Source organism: Streptomyces sp. NPDC056738, assembly GCF_042790435.1.
Classification (GTDB): Bacteria; Actinomycetota; Actinomycetes; order Streptomycetales; family Streptomycetaceae; genus Streptomyces.
On record NZ_JBHTZF010000026.1, the window covers coordinates 76,506 to 94,791 of the forward strand.

At 66.5% G+C, this 18,286-nt stretch carries 18 protein-coding genes and 5 pseudogenes; 3 read left to right on the top strand and 20 right to left on the bottom strand.

Features of this window, described 5'->3' with window-relative positions; genetic code table 11:
• Positions 1-440 precede the first annotated feature (440 nt).
• On the bottom strand, positions 441-1,265 hold the full coding sequence (locus tag ACFRIC_RS40090; RefSeq protein ID WP_382796763.1) for a hypothetical protein: 825 nt from the start codon (positions 1,263-1,265) through the stop codon (positions 441-443).
• A 590-nt stretch (positions 1,266-1,855) separates the two neighbouring features.
• Between ACFRIC_RS40090 and ACFRIC_RS40095 the strand changes: the two genes are divergently transcribed.
• Positions 1,856-2,077 (top strand): hypothetical protein, encoded by a 222-nt coding sequence (locus ACFRIC_RS40095; RefSeq protein ID WP_382796765.1) that lies wholly within the window; start codon positions 1,856-1,858, stop codon positions 2,075-2,077.
• 218 nt (positions 2,078-2,295) lie between these two features.
• On the opposite strand, the gene ACFRIC_RS40100 is transcribed toward ACFRIC_RS40095, so the two are convergent.
• The 12 genes and pseudogenes from ACFRIC_RS40100 to ACFRIC_RS40155 all read right to left on the bottom strand — a co-directional run.
• A complete protein-coding gene (locus tag ACFRIC_RS40100; RefSeq protein WP_382796767.1) occupies positions 2,296-2,499 on the bottom strand; it encodes a hypothetical protein in 204 nt (67 codons plus the stop codon).
• A 731-nt stretch (positions 2,500-3,230) separates the two neighbouring features.
• The gene (locus ACFRIC_RS40105; protein ID WP_382796769.1) at positions 3,231-4,025 is read right to left on the bottom strand and encodes a tetratricopeptide repeat protein; all 795 of its coding nucleotides are present in this window, start codon (positions 4,023-4,025) and stop codon (positions 3,231-3,233) included.
• Between the two features lie 42 nt (positions 4,026-4,067).
• A complete protein-coding gene (locus tag ACFRIC_RS40110; protein WP_382796771.1) occupies positions 4,068-4,298 on the bottom strand; it encodes a hypothetical protein in 231 nt (76 codons plus the stop codon).
• Between the two features lie 179 nt (positions 4,299-4,477).
• Entirely contained in the window at positions 4,478-5,314 is an 837-nt protein-coding gene (locus ACFRIC_RS40115; RefSeq protein WP_382796773.1) for a hypothetical protein, read from the bottom strand.
• A gap of 344 nt (positions 5,315-5,658) precedes the next feature.
• Positions 5,659-6,129, bottom strand: a complete 471-nt coding sequence (locus tag ACFRIC_RS40120; protein WP_382796775.1) for a hypothetical protein — start codon at positions 6,127-6,129, stop codon at positions 5,659-5,661.
• Positions 6,130-6,347: 218 nt separating this feature from the next.
• On the bottom strand, positions 6,348-7,145 hold the full coding sequence (locus tag ACFRIC_RS40125; RefSeq protein WP_382796806.1) for a VOC family protein: 798 nt from the start codon (positions 7,143-7,145) through the stop codon (positions 6,348-6,350).
• On the bottom strand, positions 7,142-7,483 hold the full coding sequence (locus ACFRIC_RS40130; protein WP_382796776.1) for a GAF domain-containing protein: 342 nt from the start codon (positions 7,481-7,483) through the stop codon (positions 7,142-7,144). The genes ACFRIC_RS40125 and ACFRIC_RS40130 overlap by 4 nt, the downstream gene beginning before the upstream one ends.
• A gap of 49 nt (positions 7,484-7,532) precedes the next feature.
• Entirely contained in the window at positions 7,533-7,826 is a 294-nt protein-coding gene (locus ACFRIC_RS40135) for a hypothetical protein (protein ID WP_382796778.1), read from the bottom strand.
• Positions 7,827-8,216: 390 nt separating this feature from the next.
• Positions 8,217-8,460, bottom strand: a pseudogene (locus ACFRIC_RS40140) (helix-turn-helix domain-containing protein); the annotation flags it as partial.
• Positions 8,461-8,510: 50 nt separating this feature from the next.
• A pseudogene (locus tag ACFRIC_RS40145) lies at positions 8,511-8,831 on the bottom strand (hypothetical protein); the annotation flags it as partial.
• 545 nt (positions 8,832-9,376) lie between these two features.
• Entirely contained in the window at positions 9,377-10,321 is a 945-nt protein-coding gene (locus tag ACFRIC_RS40150) for a hypothetical protein (RefSeq protein WP_382796780.1), read from the bottom strand.
• Positions 10,318-10,689: pseudogene (locus tag ACFRIC_RS40155) on the bottom strand (RNA polymerase sigma factor); the annotation flags it as partial. The gene ACFRIC_RS40150 and the pseudogene ACFRIC_RS40155, both read right to left, overlap by 4 nt.
• Before the next feature lie 89 nt (positions 10,690-10,778).
• On the opposite strand from ACFRIC_RS40155, the gene ACFRIC_RS40160 reads away from it, so the two are divergent.
• Positions 10,779-12,059 carry an IS701 family transposase gene (locus tag ACFRIC_RS40160; RefSeq protein ID WP_382796781.1) on the top strand — a complete coding sequence of 427 codons (1,281 nt, stop codon included), beginning with the start codon at positions 10,779-10,781 and terminating at the stop codon, positions 12,057-12,059.
• A 90-nt stretch (positions 12,060-12,149) separates the two neighbouring features.
• Here the strand turns inward: ACFRIC_RS40160 and ACFRIC_RS40165 are convergent, their stop codons facing one another.
• The 6 genes and pseudogenes from ACFRIC_RS40165 to ACFRIC_RS40190 form a co-directional block, all read right to left on the bottom strand.
• The gene (locus ACFRIC_RS40165) at positions 12,150-12,311 is read right to left on the bottom strand and encodes a hypothetical protein (protein WP_382796783.1); all 162 of its coding nucleotides are present in this window, start codon (positions 12,309-12,311) and stop codon (positions 12,150-12,152) included.
• 564 nt (positions 12,312-12,875) lie between these two features.
• Positions 12,876-13,553: a hypothetical protein gene (locus ACFRIC_RS40170; protein WP_382796784.1), complete on the bottom strand. Its 678-nt coding sequence runs from the start codon at positions 13,551-13,553 to the stop codon at positions 12,876-12,878.
• Positions 13,554-14,197: 644 nt separating this feature from the next.
• On the bottom strand, positions 14,198-14,509 hold the full coding sequence (locus ACFRIC_RS40175) for a hypothetical protein (protein ID WP_382796786.1): 312 nt from the start codon (positions 14,507-14,509) through the stop codon (positions 14,198-14,200).
• A gap of 197 nt (positions 14,510-14,706) precedes the next feature.
• On the bottom strand, positions 14,707-15,003 hold the full coding sequence (locus ACFRIC_RS40180; protein WP_382796788.1) for a hypothetical protein: 297 nt from the start codon (positions 15,001-15,003) through the stop codon (positions 14,707-14,709).
• 162 nt (positions 15,004-15,165) lie between these two features.
• Positions 15,166-15,399, bottom strand: a pseudogene (locus ACFRIC_RS40185) (NUDIX domain-containing protein); the annotation flags it as partial.
• A 53-nt stretch (positions 15,400-15,452) separates the two neighbouring features.
• Positions 15,453-16,124 carry a hypothetical protein gene (locus ACFRIC_RS40190; RefSeq protein WP_382796790.1) on the bottom strand — a complete coding sequence of 224 codons (672 nt, stop codon included), beginning with the start codon at positions 16,122-16,124 and terminating at the stop codon, positions 15,453-15,455.
• A gap of 254 nt (positions 16,125-16,378) precedes the next feature.
• Between ACFRIC_RS40190 and ACFRIC_RS40195 the strand changes: the two are divergent.
• Positions 16,379-16,741 (top strand): annotated as a pseudogene (locus tag ACFRIC_RS40195) (transposase); the annotation flags it as partial.
• Positions 16,742-16,799: 58 nt separating this feature from the next.
• Here the strand turns inward: ACFRIC_RS40195 and ACFRIC_RS40200 are convergent.
• Complete coding sequence (locus ACFRIC_RS40200; RefSeq protein WP_382796808.1) at positions 16,800-18,080, bottom strand: MFS transporter; 1,281 nt, start codon at positions 18,078-18,080, stop codon at positions 16,800-16,802.
• Positions 18,081-18,286 lie beyond the last annotated feature (206 nt).

Here is an 18,286-nt window from a genome sequence, read left to right on the forward strand (position 1 = left end):
CGGCCTGCGTCGGAGCCGCGCACTTCGCCAGCCCCGACGGATCAGGCACCCGTTACGCCCGTCAGGAGGGAAAGGGTTAGGAATCGTCCCATTTCTATCCGGTTTCGGGAAACTGCTCGAGCAGAGCAGAGAACGAAGCCGCCTGGTGGACGGCGAACGACCAGCCCTGAGCGGAGCCGTCGAGCAGAATCCCCCGCATGAGTGACCTGATCTTCCACCCCTCGGACGACCTCCAGGACGCGTCTGCGGAGCAGATTGTCGATGCGGCTCTGAAGTACCGGCCGATCGCACTCTGAACCCGCCAGCCGGCCGTGGTGTTGTTCGACGCGGGCGCGGGTGGTGGGTCAGGAAACTGCCGGTAGCGGCGCAGCAGGGAGGCGTCGAGGTCCTGGCGCTGGAGGTGGGCGGCGAGGGGACACACGTGGCAGCGTCCAAGCAACTCAGCGCACCGTGGCGGCGTCTCGCGGGACGAACCGCGTGTCAGGGCGGGCGGGGTCCGGGCTCGGCTCGCCCGGCGGCAGCACGGGAGCCAGGGTCTCGAAGACCCCCTCCATCACCTGGTCCGTGTACCCGTCCATCGTGGCCGATGCCTGGAGCAGCACACCCCTCGCCCGCAACGGGAGCACCCGGTGGAACGCGCCCGAGTCCTCCAGCGCTGCGGCGCCGCCGAGGCGCGCCGCAAGTTCCGCCGGACAGACCGTCACCCACGCGTAGCCGCGCAGGAACTGCCTGCCCTCGCGCAGGGACGTGCGCGGCTTGCGGCGCAGCACGGTATCGAGGTTGGTGAGTTCGTCGAAGTCGTCCCATTCGATGTGGCCGTAGAGGGGGTTGCTCCCATCCAGCGCGGCGTGCAGGAAGTCCACCACCGCGGTGCAGGACGCGGCGTCATCCGGGGAGTTGACAGTGGTCAAAGCCGATGCGCGCCAGATGGAACCGTCCCTCAGGACGTGATAGGAACTCGCCCGGCCCAGCACCTCCGGCTCCCCGCCCTGCGTGAGAAACACGAGTTGGGCGCCCCACGGGAACGCGGCGAGCTCCTCCTCGAACTGCGGCCACGTCTTCCCGATGCGGGGGAAGCGGCGCACCAGGTCGTCGATGTCCGGGACGATATGCGCCGCGGAGACAACCCCTCCCCCGCTCCCGGCCTCCGCCTCCACCAAGCCGCGGTACAGCCCGGTGCGGGCGGTACGGAACCACCGGATCAGCGATGCCCCAGGACCGTCCGGCACCGCGGCATCGAACGAGGCTTGGACGCTTACGTTCATTCCGCGACCCTACTGGTGCCCAGCCATAGGGAATCCGGCGACGATCACCACATTCCGAAGCAATCACCAACACTGCATTTCGGAGCACTCCCGACGTCCACACGGAAAACCCCAGCTCGAAGACATGCCGCTCCACAGCAAAATCCAGAAACGATCACTAGATCCCCTGACTGGCCCGTCACCTGTCCAGTGATCACTACCGGATTTGTCAGAGCCGTCCCACCGTGCGGCCCCGCGAAGGTGGCTGCGTATCGGACGTTCCTCCAGTCAGATCCGCTTCCGCACCTGGCGGCCGACGCCCACAGGTCACCAGAGGCACGGACGAACGCACCGTGCGGCGTCGGCGGCCGGGCCGCGCGGGGATGGGCTGGACCCATATGTTGTCGATGCTGGCGACATAGTCGACACGGCGGCTGCCGTCGTAGGAGAAGCCAAGGATCCACTGGTCGAATTTGAGACGGCCGAGGCTGATGGTGCCTCTGAAGTCGCGCAGGAGCAGGTCGTAGGGGCGTTTCTGGCAGCTTTCGAAGCGGGATTTGATCCAGCCTGCGGTGGCTTTGGCCTGGGCGGCGTAGTCCGACCTGCGCTTGATGCCTGGATGGGAGCTGCACGGGATACCCGATGAACAGCCAAAACTGGATCTGTGCCTCGGGTACACCTACTCCCGGCTGAAACTGCGGAGGCCCGACGGTGAGATCTACTCCCGGACCTGGGTCACGCACGACCTCGAGTGGGCGGCCACCGCCCTGCGTCACGGCTACGTCGTGTGCTTGTGCGGCGTGGAACTGGGGTCCGCGCACCGTATGCGATGACCGAGGCGCAGCACACCGCGAGCATGCGCGACAAGGCCTTCCGCTGCGGATGCACTGCGGGGGACAGTGGGCGGATTCGTCACCTACGTCGACCACCGCTGATGCACAACACCGAGCGGGCATGGATCGAGTACAAACCGGGCCGCAACGCGGTGTCCGAGCGGGCCTGGCGGACGATGTGAGGTCGACGTGCTGAAATCCCGGCTGTGAGGCTGACTTCAGTTCTGAGCAAGGATGACGATTCCGCCCACCAACAAGAAAAGCCCAGCAGCAATTCCGGTCCAACCGAGCACGCCGAGGAACACCGGACGAATTATTATCAGCGAGGAAGATATGGGAGCCGCGCTCAACTGTCGGCGACGGAACGCAAGTGAACGGAAACCGGCAAGCAGGGCAACGAATCCCATGATCAGGTACGACATGCTTTCCAGACCTCCAGGTTTCCCAAATATTCTACGAGCTCGAAGAGCGCTACCGGCACTCCACCTTCACTTCACACATCACCCTACGAGAAATTCATCAATATGGGTGACCCTAGGAGGCCTGGCTTCCATTCATCCCTCATGATCCTCAATTTTGGCGACCCCGTCAAGAAATGACACCTTCGTCAATTCTCACAACATAAGCACAACATCGTCGAATTGCAGCAAAATCTGCAGACAGAGTCAGGCCAAGGCTGCTAGACGGCTGCCAAAGTTACAGATTTGTAAGACCTTCACGCCAGTGCCTTGCCTTCTCAGGCTGCCTTACGCGCGCGGAGGGCGCGGTTTCAATCAGATGCAGCAGGTTCCAGGCCAGACCAAAGCACAAGTCCTCACCGAAACACTCAGCTAGAGCGTGCGCCTCCTCGTCAGTCACCGGGCGCTCAATGAGATCCAAGAGAGCCCCGGCACGATCAACAGCCTGCTCAAGGACCTCATCAGGTTCACCCCTCTCAGAGGGAAGCGCACCTAGAGCGACGAAATCACTAACCTGTGGACGAATCATGAAAGTCCTCCCTAAGACCGTGTCCTACGTGGTGAGGCAGATGATGTAGGCACGCGCGGCCTGCGGCCATGCAATGGGCGCGGCCCGAGACCTGCGCGGCGCAGCACTGCATGCCGGCCAGGTCGCGGTCGTCGCACCCGTCGCCGCGCACGAGCTCGGTGCAGCATCACCGATCGCGGGCGCAGGCAAGAAATGCTTCAGCCCAGTTGTCAACATTTGACCAGGCAATAGCCTCTTTAATCTCGGCCATGGTCAGTTCCCCCGCTATAGTGCGGCTGCCGGCAATGCCATCACGATCACCGAGTTCTACTGATTTCAAGGCACCCCCGAGCGCCTTAATTTTGTTAACGGGACCTCCCATGCCGTGATAGCACATGGCGGAGAAATTTTTTGCCGACAAGGGAGGAATTTCTCCCCCGGGGACAATCTTGTCGAGGATTCCCCGGGCTCCCCCATAGTCACCGATCGCCCCCTTCATATCTGCCAGCTGCGCCGATGCGGCTGCTAGGCCGGCATCCGATGCCTCTTCTAGCAGCCGAGTTCCTCTTTCTTCAGACTCGGGAACCCCCAAGCCTTGCAGATACATGTTACCTAGATTATATTTCGCGAATGGGTCACCAGCATTCGCGGACTTACAGAAGAGGGCTGCCGCCATCTCAAGGTCCTTCTCAACACCCAGTCCTAGGGCCAACATGTGACCCAAGCCTCGCTGGGCGGATGAGATCCTGGCGTCTGCGGCAAGCTTGAGGTACCGATATGCTTTAGGGTAATCCTTTTCGATTTCAAGAGCTGCGGCCCCGATTACCTCCTGAAAATAGGGGTTTCCGGAATCAGCAAGCTTCTGAACCTGAGGGAGCGTCTCATTCAGCAGATCAAGCTCCTCCTCCTGGATGGCCGAATAGGCCTTTTCGAAAAGTCCTTGCAGCTCGCCATCCATCATCGCCGCCCCATCCCATCGCATGATATGTGGGTAAAATTCGCCAGAAAAAGTGTGTCGTCTCGCTCACCCTTCGTCCTCCCAGTCATCCTCGGGAAACGGCAACGGATCCGTGACCCAGCCTGCCGTCAGCACGAGCCGTGTGTGGCGGTGCAGGGCGAGGAAGCCGAAGGGCCGGTCGAAGGCGGCGCTGGTCCTGGTGGTGACGTACCGGAGGTCGGGCATTCCCGCGCCGGCCGCGGCCGCGAAGGCCGTCACCGCGGCGGCCTCAAAACCCGACGCGCCGAACTTCGCCATGGTGTTCTGCTGGGCCGACCCGATGGCGAGCGGGAAGTCGAGCAGATTCGAACGTCCACCACTCTCTGCGATTGCTCTCCAAGATCTGTGCCAGAACCGAAAATCGACAGGCCAGGCCCGAGTACCGACTTCTGACCGCGGCAGCAGCCGACGCCGAGCGGTGGCGCCGGGTGAGCGGGTCAGGACGTCCAGCAGGTGTAGGCGAACCAGGTCTGGACCTCGTCGGCGGACAGCACACGAGTCAGCTCGGCCGTCGCCGGGAGCATCGGGAAGAACCGGTCGGCGTTCCAACTGCGCGGGTACATCGGCTCGTCCAGCACGAGCAGACGGCGCCCCTCCACCACAGGGATATCGTCGGGCAGCCCCTCGTTCCAAATACGCTCCCCGTCCGAGGCAAGGAGTTCGAAGGCCCCGGACGCGACGGCCCCGGTGCGCCCCTGAGCGGGCTCGGGGTCCGTGGCCAGACGGACGCTCTCCGCCGACGGTGCGGTGCCGGGCACGTGGCCGCCGCCGACGAGCACATGGGCGAGCAGCGTGTGCAACTGAAAGTTGTCCCCGATGCCCCCGATGCGCACTTCGAACCCGGTCCCGGTGGGCCGGTGCAACACCACCAGGGGCTCGTCGTCCAGGATCGCCAGCGCGTAGGCCAGGCACTTGAGGTCGTGCCGCTCCAGGGCCGCCAGGTCGCGGCAGGCGGGGAGGAGCGCGGATGCGTGCCTTCGGCGCACCTCGGTGCTGCGGCACAGCACGGCCAGCGCGGGGGGCTGCCACTCCTCGACCGAGCACCAGGCCAGCGCCAGCCGCAACGCCTCGTGCGCCTCGCCACCCAGCCGGGCTATCAGCGCGTCGTCGATGATCTTCTCGTCGGCCTCTGGCAGTTCGTCCCCGGCACCGCCGGCGTCGGCCCAGCGGCGGGCGAACTCCAGGGCATCGAGCAGGTCCCGGTGGGTGCCGTCGAGGACCGGCTCCGCACAGGCCGCCGGATCGGCACCGCGTTCCACGCAGAAGCCGGCCATCGTCGCCAGCATCGGGCGCGGACCGGTGGGCGGCAAGGCAGGGAGTAGCGCGGCCAACCGGGGTCCCACCGGCACGCATTCGGTGCCCGTTGCCGACTGCAGGCCACTCATCGCCGCTTTGAACGCACGCTCGGTGCGGCCACCGTCTCGAGCGGCCACTGCCTGTTCCAGCTCTGCTATGACGGCGGCCAGGTCCGCGGCCTTCTGCTTCCTTCTGAAGATCACCGGCACACCTTAGGCCCGAGGTCTGACAGGTGTCATCAAGCCACCATCGTTCGAGGATTCCGGACCACTCCGTGCTGTCGAAACTGGTGAACATTCGCTGTCGGTTCTCGGGTTCTGGCTCAGCTTTTGTGGTGCGCGGGAGCCGAACCCAAAAGGGAGCTTGAGACGGTGCCGGCGGTCAGGTGTTCGCTGCCGCGGCCCAAGAGCCTGGCCACGACGGCATCGAAGAGGCGGTCTTCCCCCGCCGGAAGCAAGATTTCAAACTGCCGTCCGCCTGTGTTGTACACCAGCATCGAGCGCTCGGGAACGACCTCGACACTCGTGAGCGGAGTTCTGAACTGCAGCTGCTCAACTGTTCCGTCACTGGTGGAAAGGGAAGCGCCTTCGGCTTCCACCGTAAGGCGCGCACGGTGTCGACCGCCGCCTGAGTTGCGGCATCGTGCAGCGCAGCGGATGCGGGCGGTGTCCCCACGGCTCAGTGCAGCGACCGTCTGGCGGACGCGCATCCTGTGCCACCGCCTCCGTATCCGGCGAAGGAGTGACTCGGCCATGATCGCGAGAATCATGGTGACGAAGAGCTTCTCCCACACACGCATCTCCTTCAGCTCGGCATGTCGTGATCAAATACTTGGCCTGCCGTTGACCTCAGGACCTGGCGCTTCGGAATGATCCCATGGCCCCTGTCCACGCGTTTCACCTCGGCTGCGCTTGGGGCATGTGCCTGGGCGAGGCATGGCTCTGCCGGCCCCCGCACCCACCACAGAACGACCGGAGGCTGACCGTGCGCCTCCCGCTGGGTCATATCCGGTCAGGCCGGCTGCTCCGCGCTGGTCGTGGTGATCACCGCGAAGGCGCCGCCCTGCGGGTCGGAGAGGACGGCCATCCGGCCAACCGCCATGTCGAAGGCCGGGGTGAGGACGGTGGCGCCGGCGCGGACGGCGGCGGCCTGGGCCTCGTCGACGTGGTCCACCTGGAAGTACGTCTGCCACCGCGGCGTTACGCCCGGCGGGAGCTGGGCCAGGTCCGTCATCCCGCCGACCGCGCGCCCGTCCACCTGGAACTCGATGACGCCCTCGACGCCGGGGATTTCGGAGCGCGGCGTAGTGACCGGCAGGATGGATGAGTAGAACGCGGACGCGGCCTGGGGGTCGGCGGTGAGTAGCTCGTTCCAGATGAGCGCGCCGTGCTCGTTGGCGATGCCCGCGCCGTCGAAGGTGCCGGGCTGCCACAGCCCGACGGCGGCCCCGGTGGGGTCGGTGATCACGGCCATCCGGCCGAGGTCCATGACGTCCGTCGGGCCCATCATGACCGTGCCGCCCGCGTCGGTGGCGGACTTGACGGTGGCGTCGATGTTGTCGGTGGACAGGTAGGTGGTCCACGCCGTCGGGGGCAAGGGGTCGGGGACCGTGCCGTCCGGGTTCATCGCCTTCATGATCCCGGCGACCGGCCTGCCTTTGAGGGTGCAGACGGCGTACCCGCCGGTCTCGGGCGGGCCGACTTCGCCCTGCCAGCCAAACAGGTCGCAGTAGAAGTCGAGAGCTGCCCGCTGGTCGGGGACCATCAGGTCGATCCAGCAGGGAGTACCGGGCTTGTAGGGGCTGTTCACGTCAGACACGGAAGTCTCCGGGTGGTGCTCGGGGGAAGGACAGGCCGTCCCTCCCCGGTCCCCGCTGGCGGAAATCGGGCCGTTTGGGTGACGGTCCTCACCATGGTCCCGGTCGCCTCCAGAGCGGCCAGCTGCGTCGGAGTGAACCCCGCCGGCGGCTGCTCGTGGTGCGAGGAGATCATCCCGATTACCTGTCCGGTGGGGCTGGTGACGGGGAGGCTGTGCGCGGCCCGGCTACCGGCATGCAGGATCGTCTCACGGGAGGCCTCGTCGAAGATGCGGATGACTCGACGTCCTTGATGGTCGTCTGGTGGCCCGACTGCGCCGCCTGGGCGCACAGAGTGGTGGAGTCACGGACGAGGGCGAAGAAGTCGGTGAACCGGCGGTTCAATCCCGTGTTCTTCTCAGGCGCAGCATTCCCTGCTCGGTGAGCTGCACGTTGCCCATCTCCGTCTCGGTGATGTGCAGGACCCGCAAGCCTCGGTCCAGGACCATCCCGTGCGTCACGTCGTTCTCCTCCCCCGCGGCTACCAGGCCCGGCAGGCCGGAAGCGGCACGCCGCGTACGGCGGGGGAACCAGCGTGCGGCGCCGGCGGAGGCACCGGGCACCCGCACCACGGCGTCAGCGAGGGTGTGCAGTTTGAGGTTGTTAGTGGACGACCGTGACGGGATCGCGGTCATCCTTGTCGGGACACATCTTGCAGCGGGGTAGGCCCTTGCGGTCCCGGAAGCTGATGCGTCGGACGTTTCCGCAGGTGGTGCACTCAACGGTCTCTCCCCGCAGACCGAGCAGTACCAGTCCTGGCCCTTGCGCTGGATGGTTCGCAGCTGCTTGCCGCACTCCGCGCAGACCGGTGCCGCGATCGCCAAGGCGCCGGCCTTGCGGAGCTCGATGAGTAGATCCCTTGCCGTCGGTCAGGACGGCCGACCGCATCACCAAAGCCTTGGCCACCTGGCGGGACTTCGCTCGACCGCCCGCGACCGCGGTGACCACGGCTCGGGTCCTCTCGGCGCCGAGTCCCTCCGACTCGGGCGCCGAGCCGGCGGCGGCTGCCTTCTTCTGCTTCTTCGCCGTGCCGGCTGCCGCGATGGGCTCGATGAGGTCGTCCATGGTGCAGTCGAGGATGTCGAGCAGGGCCATGAGGATCTTCAGGCTCAGTCGCTCCGGTCGCTCGACGACGAGCCGGTAGACCTGGCTCGTGGACAGCGTGATGCCGCGTTCGGCGAGCAGTGGAAGGAGGTCGGTGGTGGAGAACATCCCGCGGTCGGCCATGACTTTGCGCAGGTGCCAGTAGTAGTCGAGCTTGGCGGCCAGCGTTTCGCCCCGTCCAGCTGGACCACGACCGTGTCGTGGTCGTCCCAGTGGACGCCGAAGCCCTCGGTAGCGCTCCAGGAGGCGTAGAGGTTCGCCTGCACGCGGGTGCGCAGCTCGCGCTCGATGGCTTCGCGGAGGCGGGCGATCGGCGGGTGGAGTTCGTCGACGCTGTCCAGGGCGAGGGATGCGCCCTCCTGGAGGCGGCTGTGCAGTTCGGCCGGGTGGAGGCGGTGCCACACCGTGTGGCGGCGGGTGGCGACCGGTGTGGTGTAGCCGCCGACCAGCAGCGTCTCGCCGTCGCGGGACAGCCGCATGCGCGGCGGCTCCAGCCGGTGCACGGCCAGGATCTGGTTGAGGTCGTCCCAGGTCATCAGTCCGGCGACATCGAGGGCGCCGGGTACGTGGCGGTGTTCGCGGTGCAGTGCCTGGGCGAGGAAGTCCTCGCCCAGGCATGCCGCGATGGACAGACCGTTCTCGCGTCAGGGCTCCCGGTCCGTCAGTCGTTGCCGTCGCTGCGGCCGGTACCGCCGCCGTCCGAGGGGATGGCGTTGCGGCGTCGGCCGACCTGGACGTAATCAGCAGCCACAGCTGGCAGCTGGAGCCGGTCCCTCGCACCGTAGGTCGCGCAAGCCGAGGTGGCCCGCATCCACAAGGTGACTGGAGACTGCACGTCGTGCGGCAAGCCATCTTCACCCGGAACCCGGGCGTCCCGCCGACTCTGTGTCCGCCCTGCGCGCCGCCTGTGGCCGAACGTCGTTCCGCCGCAGTCGCCTGACGGGTGCCCGCGCCGGCCCCCCGGGGGCGTGCGGCGCCCAGCCAGAGCGTGGAGCAGCCACGATCGGGGACGTCCTGCGGAAAGGTGAGGTCGAGGCGGGAACCGCCGGTAGCCTGCCCCGCGGTTCCCGCTGACGACGGCTCAGCGCAGGCTGTCGGCCGGGCCGACGTACAGATACGTGTCCCGTTCGGTGACGTGGGCCGCGTCGTCGTCCCGCACGTGGTAGATCTCGAGGAGCTGCCCGTCGGACGGCCGCACGATCCACTTCGGATCGTGCGGGCTGTGTGCGAAGTTCTTGGACCACTTCCAAGAGATCTCGGTGCCGATCCGGCCGGCTCCGTCCTTCACCCGTTCCGTCACCTCGGCGCCAGGCGTGTCCGCCAGAACGCGGTAGAGCGCGGCGCGCAGGCGCGGAGAGGCAGGTGAGTTGGTCAACAGCTCGCCCGACTGCCGGACGGTCTGCTCGGCGGCGGATGCTCCCTGTGCGCCCGCCGACAGGAGACGACGCAGTGCGTCCGGTCGGGTGGGGAGCTTGTCGAGGTTGTCCCAGCTCACCTGCCGGTTGCCGACACTCCAGCTCGTGCCACCCCGCGGACCCTTCTTCGCGACGGTTCGGCCGTTCTGGGTCTTGATCACGAGCGCATTGCGGCTCAGGTAGTACTCGTCAGTGTGGGTCCTGTCGCCTTCCACCCAGGTCTTGACCGTGGTCTTCCAGTACGGGGTGTTCCGCTGGGTCCCGGAAGCGGCCCGGTCGGCCATGGAGTTGAAGAGATCGGCCGCTGAGACACTGGCTGCCGGCTCACTGCCGACATCGACCACCGGGAGGATGGCCACACCCGCAGCGACGGCTGCGACTGCGGCAGCGCAGGCGAGAAGCCGGCGCCTGCCGAAGCGGGGCGTCACCACAATGGCGGTGGCGGGAGTGGCGGGTACGGCATGCTCGGTGTCCGCCGCCATCGCCTGGCGCAGAAGAGCGTGGGCCGCCGTGAGCACCGCCGGGTCCGGTGGTTCGGTCCGGCCGGCGTTCTTGAGGGCAGTGGCGCCCGGGAAGTCGAGTACGTAGGTGTCCTGCTCCTCGTGCGTCATGCGAAGTCTCCCGTCAAATTCGTGAGGGTGGTCCCTGTCAGCGCGACACGAAGTCGGGTGCGGGCCCGGTGAAGGCGAGAGCGGGCGGTGCCGGCGGGGATGCCGACGACGGCCGCGGCCTCGGTCGGCGTCAGTTGCTCCCAGGCGACGAGCAGGAGCAACTCGCGCTCCGACTCGGGAAGCCGGGCGAGCCCCTCGCGCAGCTCGGGCCCCATTGCGGAAGCGTCCAGTCGCTGGTCGACAGCCCGCCACGGGTCGCCCTCCGGGATCTCCGACGCTGCCTGCGAAGCGTCCGTCGCCCGGGACACGGTCTGCCAGTGACGGGCCAGTACGTTCCTGGCGACGCCGAACAGCCAGCCTCTGGCGGGACCCCGTGCGGCGTCGTAGGTGTGGCGGGTGGCATAGTAGGACTCCGTTAGGTCTTCCTATCAGTGCTGATCAAGAGCATGTTGGGTGTGTGGACGCACATGAAGTGAACCGTGTCCGGGCGACGTTGGCGTTATACGTCGCTGATGTGTTCGCGTCGGTGCCGCGCAAGGACCAGCGGGCCAAGGGCGACTGTTATCTGCGGGGGCTGATGCTGGACGGTCGCCGCAAGTCGATCCAGGCGATGGCCTCGCGGCTGCCGGACGGCAACGAGCAGAACCTGCAGCAGTTCGTGAACCAGTCGACCTGGGATCCCGTGCCGGTGCAACGGCGGATCAACGAACGCATGCTGCCGCTGATCGACCCGGCAGCCTGGGTTATCGACGATGTGTCGGTGCCCAAGGACGGCCAGATGTCGGTCGGTGTGGCTCCGCAGTACTGCGGAGCCCTGGGCAAGCGGGCGAACTGCCAGGTCGCTGTGAGCATCCACGCCGCGACCGATACCGCGTCCTGCCCGCTGCAATGGCGCCTGTTCCTGCCCCGGGAGTGGGCCTCGGACACCGACCGCCGGGCCCTCACCCGCATTCCGCCGGAGGTCACGCACCACGAGAAGTGGCGCCTGGCCCTGGACATGCTCGACACGCTCGCCGGCTGGGGCATGAAGCCGCCGGCCGTGGTGGCCGACGCCGCCTACGGCACTAACACTCACCTGCGGTCCGCGCTGGCCGAGCGCGGGCTCGCCTACGTCCTGGCCGTCCGCTCGGACGTGAGCGCCCACCCCTTCGACGCGAAGCCCGTGACCCCGGCCCGCAACGGGCCCATCGGCTGCTGGCCCCAGCCGCGTTACCGGCAGAAAGCACCATCGGTGGCAGCCCTGGCCGTCGGCCTCGGGCGGGAGGCATTCACCTCTCTCACCTGGCGCAACGGTTCGCGAGGGGCGTTACGCTCCCGGTTCGCCGCCTTGCGCGTGCGCCCGGCCGGCAAGGCCGTCGAGCGTCCGATCAAGGCTGCCGCCTCGGCAGAACAGGGCTGGTGGGACGGAGTCCTGCCCGACTGCTGGCTCCTGGTCGAATGGCCCGCCGGCGCCGATGCGCCGACCGACTACTGGCTGTCCAACCTGCCCGCCGACACACCGGTCGCCGACCTGGTCCGTCTGGCCAAGGTCCGCTGGCGCATCGAACACGACTACCGCGAACTCAAACACGGCCTGGGCCTGGACCACTTCGAAGGCCGGTCCTGGCCCGGATGGCACCACCACGTCACCCTCGCGACCGCCGCCCACGCCTTCCTCACCGAACAGCGCCTGGCCCCAAAAGTGCCCGCACCGGCCCCACCCTCTACCAAGTCCTCGACACCCTCCAGGACGTCTTGAGGTGCTGGACCGGTGTCTGCATCACCTGCCACCAAGCCCTGCCCGCCACAGCACGCACGACGCCGAGATCGAGATAGACCTAACGGAGTCCTAATAGGCCTGCAGCCACACCTCGGAGAGCAGGTCGTCGGCCGCTGTCGGTGCACGGCGTACGAGATAGCCGTGCAGGGCGACGGAGTGCCGGTCGACCAGGGGCTCGAATGCCGCGGGCTCGCTTGCGGCGCGAATCAGCAGATCCTCGTCCGGGTCCATGGAATCTCCTGTCCGAGGCCGCCAGGGTGGCGGTCTCATCCCGTACTTGCACGGAAGCGGCGCAAGCGTTCGCACGACCACACGATGGCGGGTCGGGCCGTACGGCCCAAGAGTTCGCATGCGACCGGCCGCACGGGGTGTCAGGCGAGAAGCCGTCCGGCTCCAAGACACCGACAGCGACCCCGCGCAGACCGATGAGCCGGCACTGGACATGGACAAAGCAGAAACGTATCCTCCCAGCTCATCCACCTCAGCCTTGCCGATATCCGATGACTGATCACCCGCCTCACCGACAGCCGCCCCACCCCGGTCGACCACATCCTGCACTGGTCGACCTGGCACCGCAGATGCCAGTACCAGGCCCGCATCAGCCACTACGAACGACGCGGACACAGCCCCTGAACTGCCCAACAATCAGAGCAAACACCGTGGCAGTACCAGCGGATCTTGACGGACCCCAAGGTCGCCGATGACCCGCGGCCCAATGCCGGTACGACTGTGCGGGCGGTGAGCGGACGCCCGCACGACAGGCGTCGTCCGGGCGCCTGCGCGCAAGGGCCACTGTCAGGGGGTGAAGACCTCGTCGAGGCGGTCGATGGCACCATCGGCGCCCAGGTGGTAGGTGAAGACGAGTCCCGAGTTCGGGTGCACCTCCAGCCAGTCGAGGAACTCCTGCACGCCGATGTGCTGGTTCTCGGTGCTCTCCACGATGGGGTTGGTGACGGTGACGTACGCGGCCTGGTCCATCGGGATGAACGTCTCCTTGCCGACCGTCTCGAACGGCGCGCCATCGGAGTCGGGCGATCCGCAGCCCCAGTTGCCGTGCTTGACGATCAGGTTGAGGGATCCCCCTTCGGGGGTGTAGCGGTAGACCGCGACCTCGTCGGGGGAGATCGGCATCTTGTGGTCGCATCCGTCGTCGGCGCCCCCCGCACCCGACCCCGCGGCAATGGGGGACGAGGACGCGGTCGGAGCTGCTCCGGGGGACTCGGCGGCGCTGCCCGAGCCCGAAGACGGCGTGGCGGCCGGCTTCTTGCTCGCCGTACCGGTGCCCGTCCCGTTGCCGGTGCTTGTGCCGCCACCGGTGCTCCCCGCCTTCGTGGGGCTCGTGCTCGTGCCGACGTCCGAACCTGTCACGTCGTCGCCGTTGCACCCTGTGAGGACCAACGCGCCCGCCACGCAGGCGCCCAGGACGGCCACCCGGACAACGCCCGGTCTGCGTCGGCTCTTCCTCAACATCATGTTCATAACGTTTCCCCCTATTGTCCCGATTCTCGGTGTACCTAGTCGGCTCGTCGCAGAGGACGACTTCCGGCCACCGTCAGTTGCACGTTCGGATCAGGTGTTCACTCACCACCGGTCGTGCGACGCACATCGCGTGTCCCGCAGGTCGTCTTCACGTCTGGCCTTGGCCTGTTTTCGCCTGCCGACCTTAGCGTGCGGTGCGGTCGTGACGGGACGGTACCGGGGCCGCGGACACCGCGCGGTCGGCCCCCAGAACTTCCCTCATTGGCGTCATCCGGACCGTGCCCGCGTCAAGAACCTGATCCCGCCGGACGCAAGCATGTTCACCGGGGCCAGTGAGACGCTGCGGCTTCCGGCGTCGCGCAGGATATCGAGACGGACGACCGCTACCGGGCCGTCCGGCCGAGGGTGCTGGCGGTGGACCGCGCCACCGAGTCCGACCGGATCCGCCGACCGATGACCGCCTCGAAGTCTTCACCGCTGGGGTGAGGTTGTCACAACGGATCTGACCGGCTGGCACCCCAGGGCTTCGTCAAAGTGCAGCCTTGGTCGACTTGTCCGTTTCTATGGTGTGGTGACGCTGTAGACGCTGCCCTGGACCGAGAACGCCGTGCGACGCCATCACGCCCTGTGCACTCAGCTCAGACGTGCTGCATCCAGATATTGGGCTCCGTATAAGTGCCCTGGTCAGCGGACTGGTCGACCCGTAGCAGGCTCAGCCCGCCCGGGATGACGTAGTCACCCGTCTCCGGGAACACCATGCCGGTCCACTGCTCCCACTCGGCGATCGTGCCGGTCATGGTCTGCGACTGGGGAGAGAGGCGCTGCACAGTCGCGACGAACGACCTGGTGAACAGGCGCTGCGCGGAGTGCTCGCCGTACCGGGCGATATGGTCGTGGACGATCTGGTGGTCGGCGGCGGCGCGGTTGCGCCAGCCCGGCTCTTGCACCAAAGCAGGACACCATGGTCGAGGGCGCGGCGTTGATCTGCGCCCTAGACCGCCCCCGGCCTGCCGGACGCGGCCGCAAGCCTGCTCGCCGACACGATGCGGGACCGGATACCCGGCCCTGATCTGAAGGACTCGGAACAGGGCGAAAGGGGCCCCGGGACCTCGCTCCGGCCGCCAAGATCAGGATCCCGACCGGAGAGTCAGCCGTTGAGCAGGTTGTAGGCGAGCCCCGCGACGAGGAAGTACCCGAGATAGGAGGCGAGCACCACGCCCAGCATCGCCAGGATCTTGACCGGCGTTGCGAACGGCTTGCGAGCGAGGACGAGGTTCGCGGAGAGGCCCGCCGCCCCGATGAGCCCGCCTATCGCCCCGCCGACCGGCAGCAGGAGGATCGGCACGATCGAGAGGACCAACTGCCACCAGGCGAGCCCCCGGAACTTGGCCCACGGATCCGGCTTGCCGAGCGAGTTCTTGCCGAGGTCGGGGATCTGCTGCATGTGCGGGAAACCTTCGTTCTTTCATCATGATCGTGCTGAACCGTCAGGATGCGAGTGCCGGACCTGCCAGGCAACATCGTGCTGACAACGGTTTGCCTACGAAACGCGGTTGTCGACAGCCGACTCGGCGCCTTGCTCGCGCATGCTGTCCCGCCCGGGACGTTTCTCGGTGCCGGCCGAAGGCTCGCAGCGAAAGTCCAAGGCCACGACACCAGCTTCAGGTTCGTGTAGACGCCGAAGAGTTGGCCGACCCTGACATTGATGCCGGTCTCCTCGAAGACCTCGCATGCAACGCCCGCCATGGTTCCTCGTCCAGCTCCAGGACACCGCCTGGTAGCTCCCAGGTTCCGTCGTCTACCCGGCGGATAGGGCCCTGCCGTCTCCGCGAACGCTGATTCCCGTGACAGATACAGAGTGCCTCGGGCCTCCTGGCTGTGACGGAACCTTGCTCACCTCGCGACCGGCGCGCTCACCGAAACGGCGCTCTTGAACTTGGTCAGTGTGAGCACAATGCGAATGTCAGCGTCGGACGCGAAGTGGACGACTTGGTGTATGCGTACGATCCGCCCCTCCTTGTCGACCCACACGTCGGCGTCGATGGCGGTGGCGGGGCGCAGATTGCGTCCGGTGATCTTGTCGACCGATTCGATCTCTTTCGGGGTGAGGCGAGCCGACACCCGGAGGGTCTCGGTGTCGCGGTGCACCAAGCCTCCGTGGGCGAGGATGAGGCGCACGTACTGTGGAAGCCGGTCCACGGGAACGCCGCCCTTGGCTGTCGACGCGGGGAACTCCTGCCATACGCCGTGGGAGCTGGTCGCTCGCCGGTACACCTTTTGCCGGGTCATCACGACGTCTTCGGTGTACTGCTCGGTCTCGTCCGTCGTGCGCCCCGTCAAAGGCGCGTTGAGGTTGATTCGCCCGGCCATATGTTGCAGTCGTCTGGTTCCGGATTGCGTGACGGCGTCGAGTGCAGCCGAGTAGGGAGTGTCGTCGGCTGCGGCCAGCCGGTCGAGGACCACCTGCCGCCCGGCATTCGGTCGCGCGGGTGAGCCTGAGGCGCATCCCGAGAGCATCAGACCCGAGAGCGCCACAATCAGAGTCGCCGTCCGGTGGTGAATCAAGAGTAAATCCTCGGAGTACCGGGCCCGGAGAGCAAGCCACGCTCCAGGCCGCAGGGTGGATGGTGGGGCCATCCTTCCCTGCCGCGGAAGCAGGTGGCCTGCGGGGGACGTAGCGTGATCGAGCGTGCGCCGCCCGGTTACGGAATTGCCTCCTCCGCCTGTACAACCCTTTCAGTAGCAGTCGGCGCTTCCGTCCTGGTACGTGATCTTCCTGCCGCTCCCTCGGATCCACTGGTTCCAGAAGCAACCAGTCGGAATCGGCGAAGACGCAGCCACGGGAGTTCCAGGAAGCGTGGGGCCGGAAGTATCCGGCGATCGTGAAGCTGTGGTCCGATGCCTGGGCCGAGTTCGTACCATTCCTCTCCTTCGACGTCGAAATCCACAAGGTCATCTGCAGCACGAACGCAATCGAGAGCGTCAACGCACGCATCCGCCGAGCCGTTCGCGCCCGCGGACACTTCCCCAACAAGGCCGCCGCCCTCAAGTGCATCTACATGGCGCTGATGAGCCTGGACCCGACCGGCAAGGGCCGCAGGCGATGGACCATACGCTGGAAAGCACCCCTCAACGCGTTCCAGATTGCCTTCGAAGGACGCCTCACCCCAAGCAACAACTGACCATCAACAACCAAGATCAGCCGTTAAATTGACACACCCGTGCAATCCGGCGAAACCGCTATGCGGAGGGACTATCCGTGACCGGGGACGGAGCCGCTTCCGTCGTGGGCGCCGGAACATCCCTCGTGAAGATGCGTTCCTTCCGCCATGGCAGGAGCAACGCGCTCGCCATACACAGCAGCCCAGCGATGAGCAGGGCACCGCGAACCCCCATTGGGGCGGCGATGAGACCACCAGCGATCATGAAGGCGGCCTGGCATGACTTCGAGCCGACGGACCAGGATGTGCCGACGCGGGACATGAAAGCGTCCGGTGTGGCCGCCATGCGATATGTGGTGAACGACGGGTTGAAGACCCCGGCGGAGAAGAGCAGGCCGAAGTCGGCGGCCACAATGACGAACACGCCGAGGGCACCGGAGGGCGCCAGTGGCAGCAGGATCGTCCAGATCGTCCGCGCAACACCGGACAGCAACAGAATGCGGCGCTGTCCGAATCGCCGGGTGAGCAGCGGGGCCAAGCGTGAGCCCAGCACGCCGCCCAGACAAGGCAGTCCCAAAGCAAGTCCGTACTGCCACGGTGCCAGGCCGAGGTCATTCAGCATGAGGACGGCCATCAGCGGTGACGTCATCATGATGGATCCACCAAAGAGCAGCGCGTTGAAGAACAGCGGCCGCAGTCCTGGATGCCGCAGGAGATACTGCCAACCGGCAGCGATGTCGCGGCCCAGGTGAGAGGTGGCGACGCGGGCCGGTGGCGCGGGTTCAGGCTGCCGGATGCGACGGATACCAAGGGCCGATCCGAGGAAGGACAGCGCGTCGACCACCATCGTGGCGGCCGTACCCAGCGCCCCGATCAGAAGCCCGCCCAGGGGCGGGCCGGCGCTGACGCTGATCCAGTTGGTCGTCTCAAACAGGCTGTTTGCACGAAGGCGATGCTCGGGCAGGACAAGTGCCTTCAGATGTGCGCCACTCGCCGCGTCGAACGCGACAGAGGCCGCCGTCTGAAGAACGCCGACGACGCACAGCTGGGTGTAGGTGAGCCTGCCAAAAGCCATGGTGACCGGGACGCTCGCCAGCAGAACGCAGCGGGCCAGGTCGGCGGTGATCATGACCGGCCGCTTGTACTGGTGCTCGATACGCACACCGAGCGGCAGAGCGATCACGCCACTGGCCACTGCAGACAACGCAGCCAGCAGAGAGACCTGGAACGCAGAGGAACCCAGCACCAGGAGGGCAATCAACGGCAATGCCCCCATGCCGACGGCGCTGCCCGCCGCGCTGACCGCGTAGGCGCCCCACAACTGCCGGAAGCCCTGCCCGAGCGTGCTCCGCCGTACCAACCGAACCTCCCGAGGTGTGAAAGCGCTCAGCGTAGTGACTCGGACCTCCACCACCGCGTGATCGAGACAGCATCAGACGCGTCTCAGCGGTGAGATCACAAACAGGTACTTAGAGGTCGTTTTCATCTGTCTTGCCTGGTTATTAGGCGATTCTCTGGGTGATGGATGGTGGTGCAGGCGAGTTCTTGGAGGCTGTCGATGTCTCT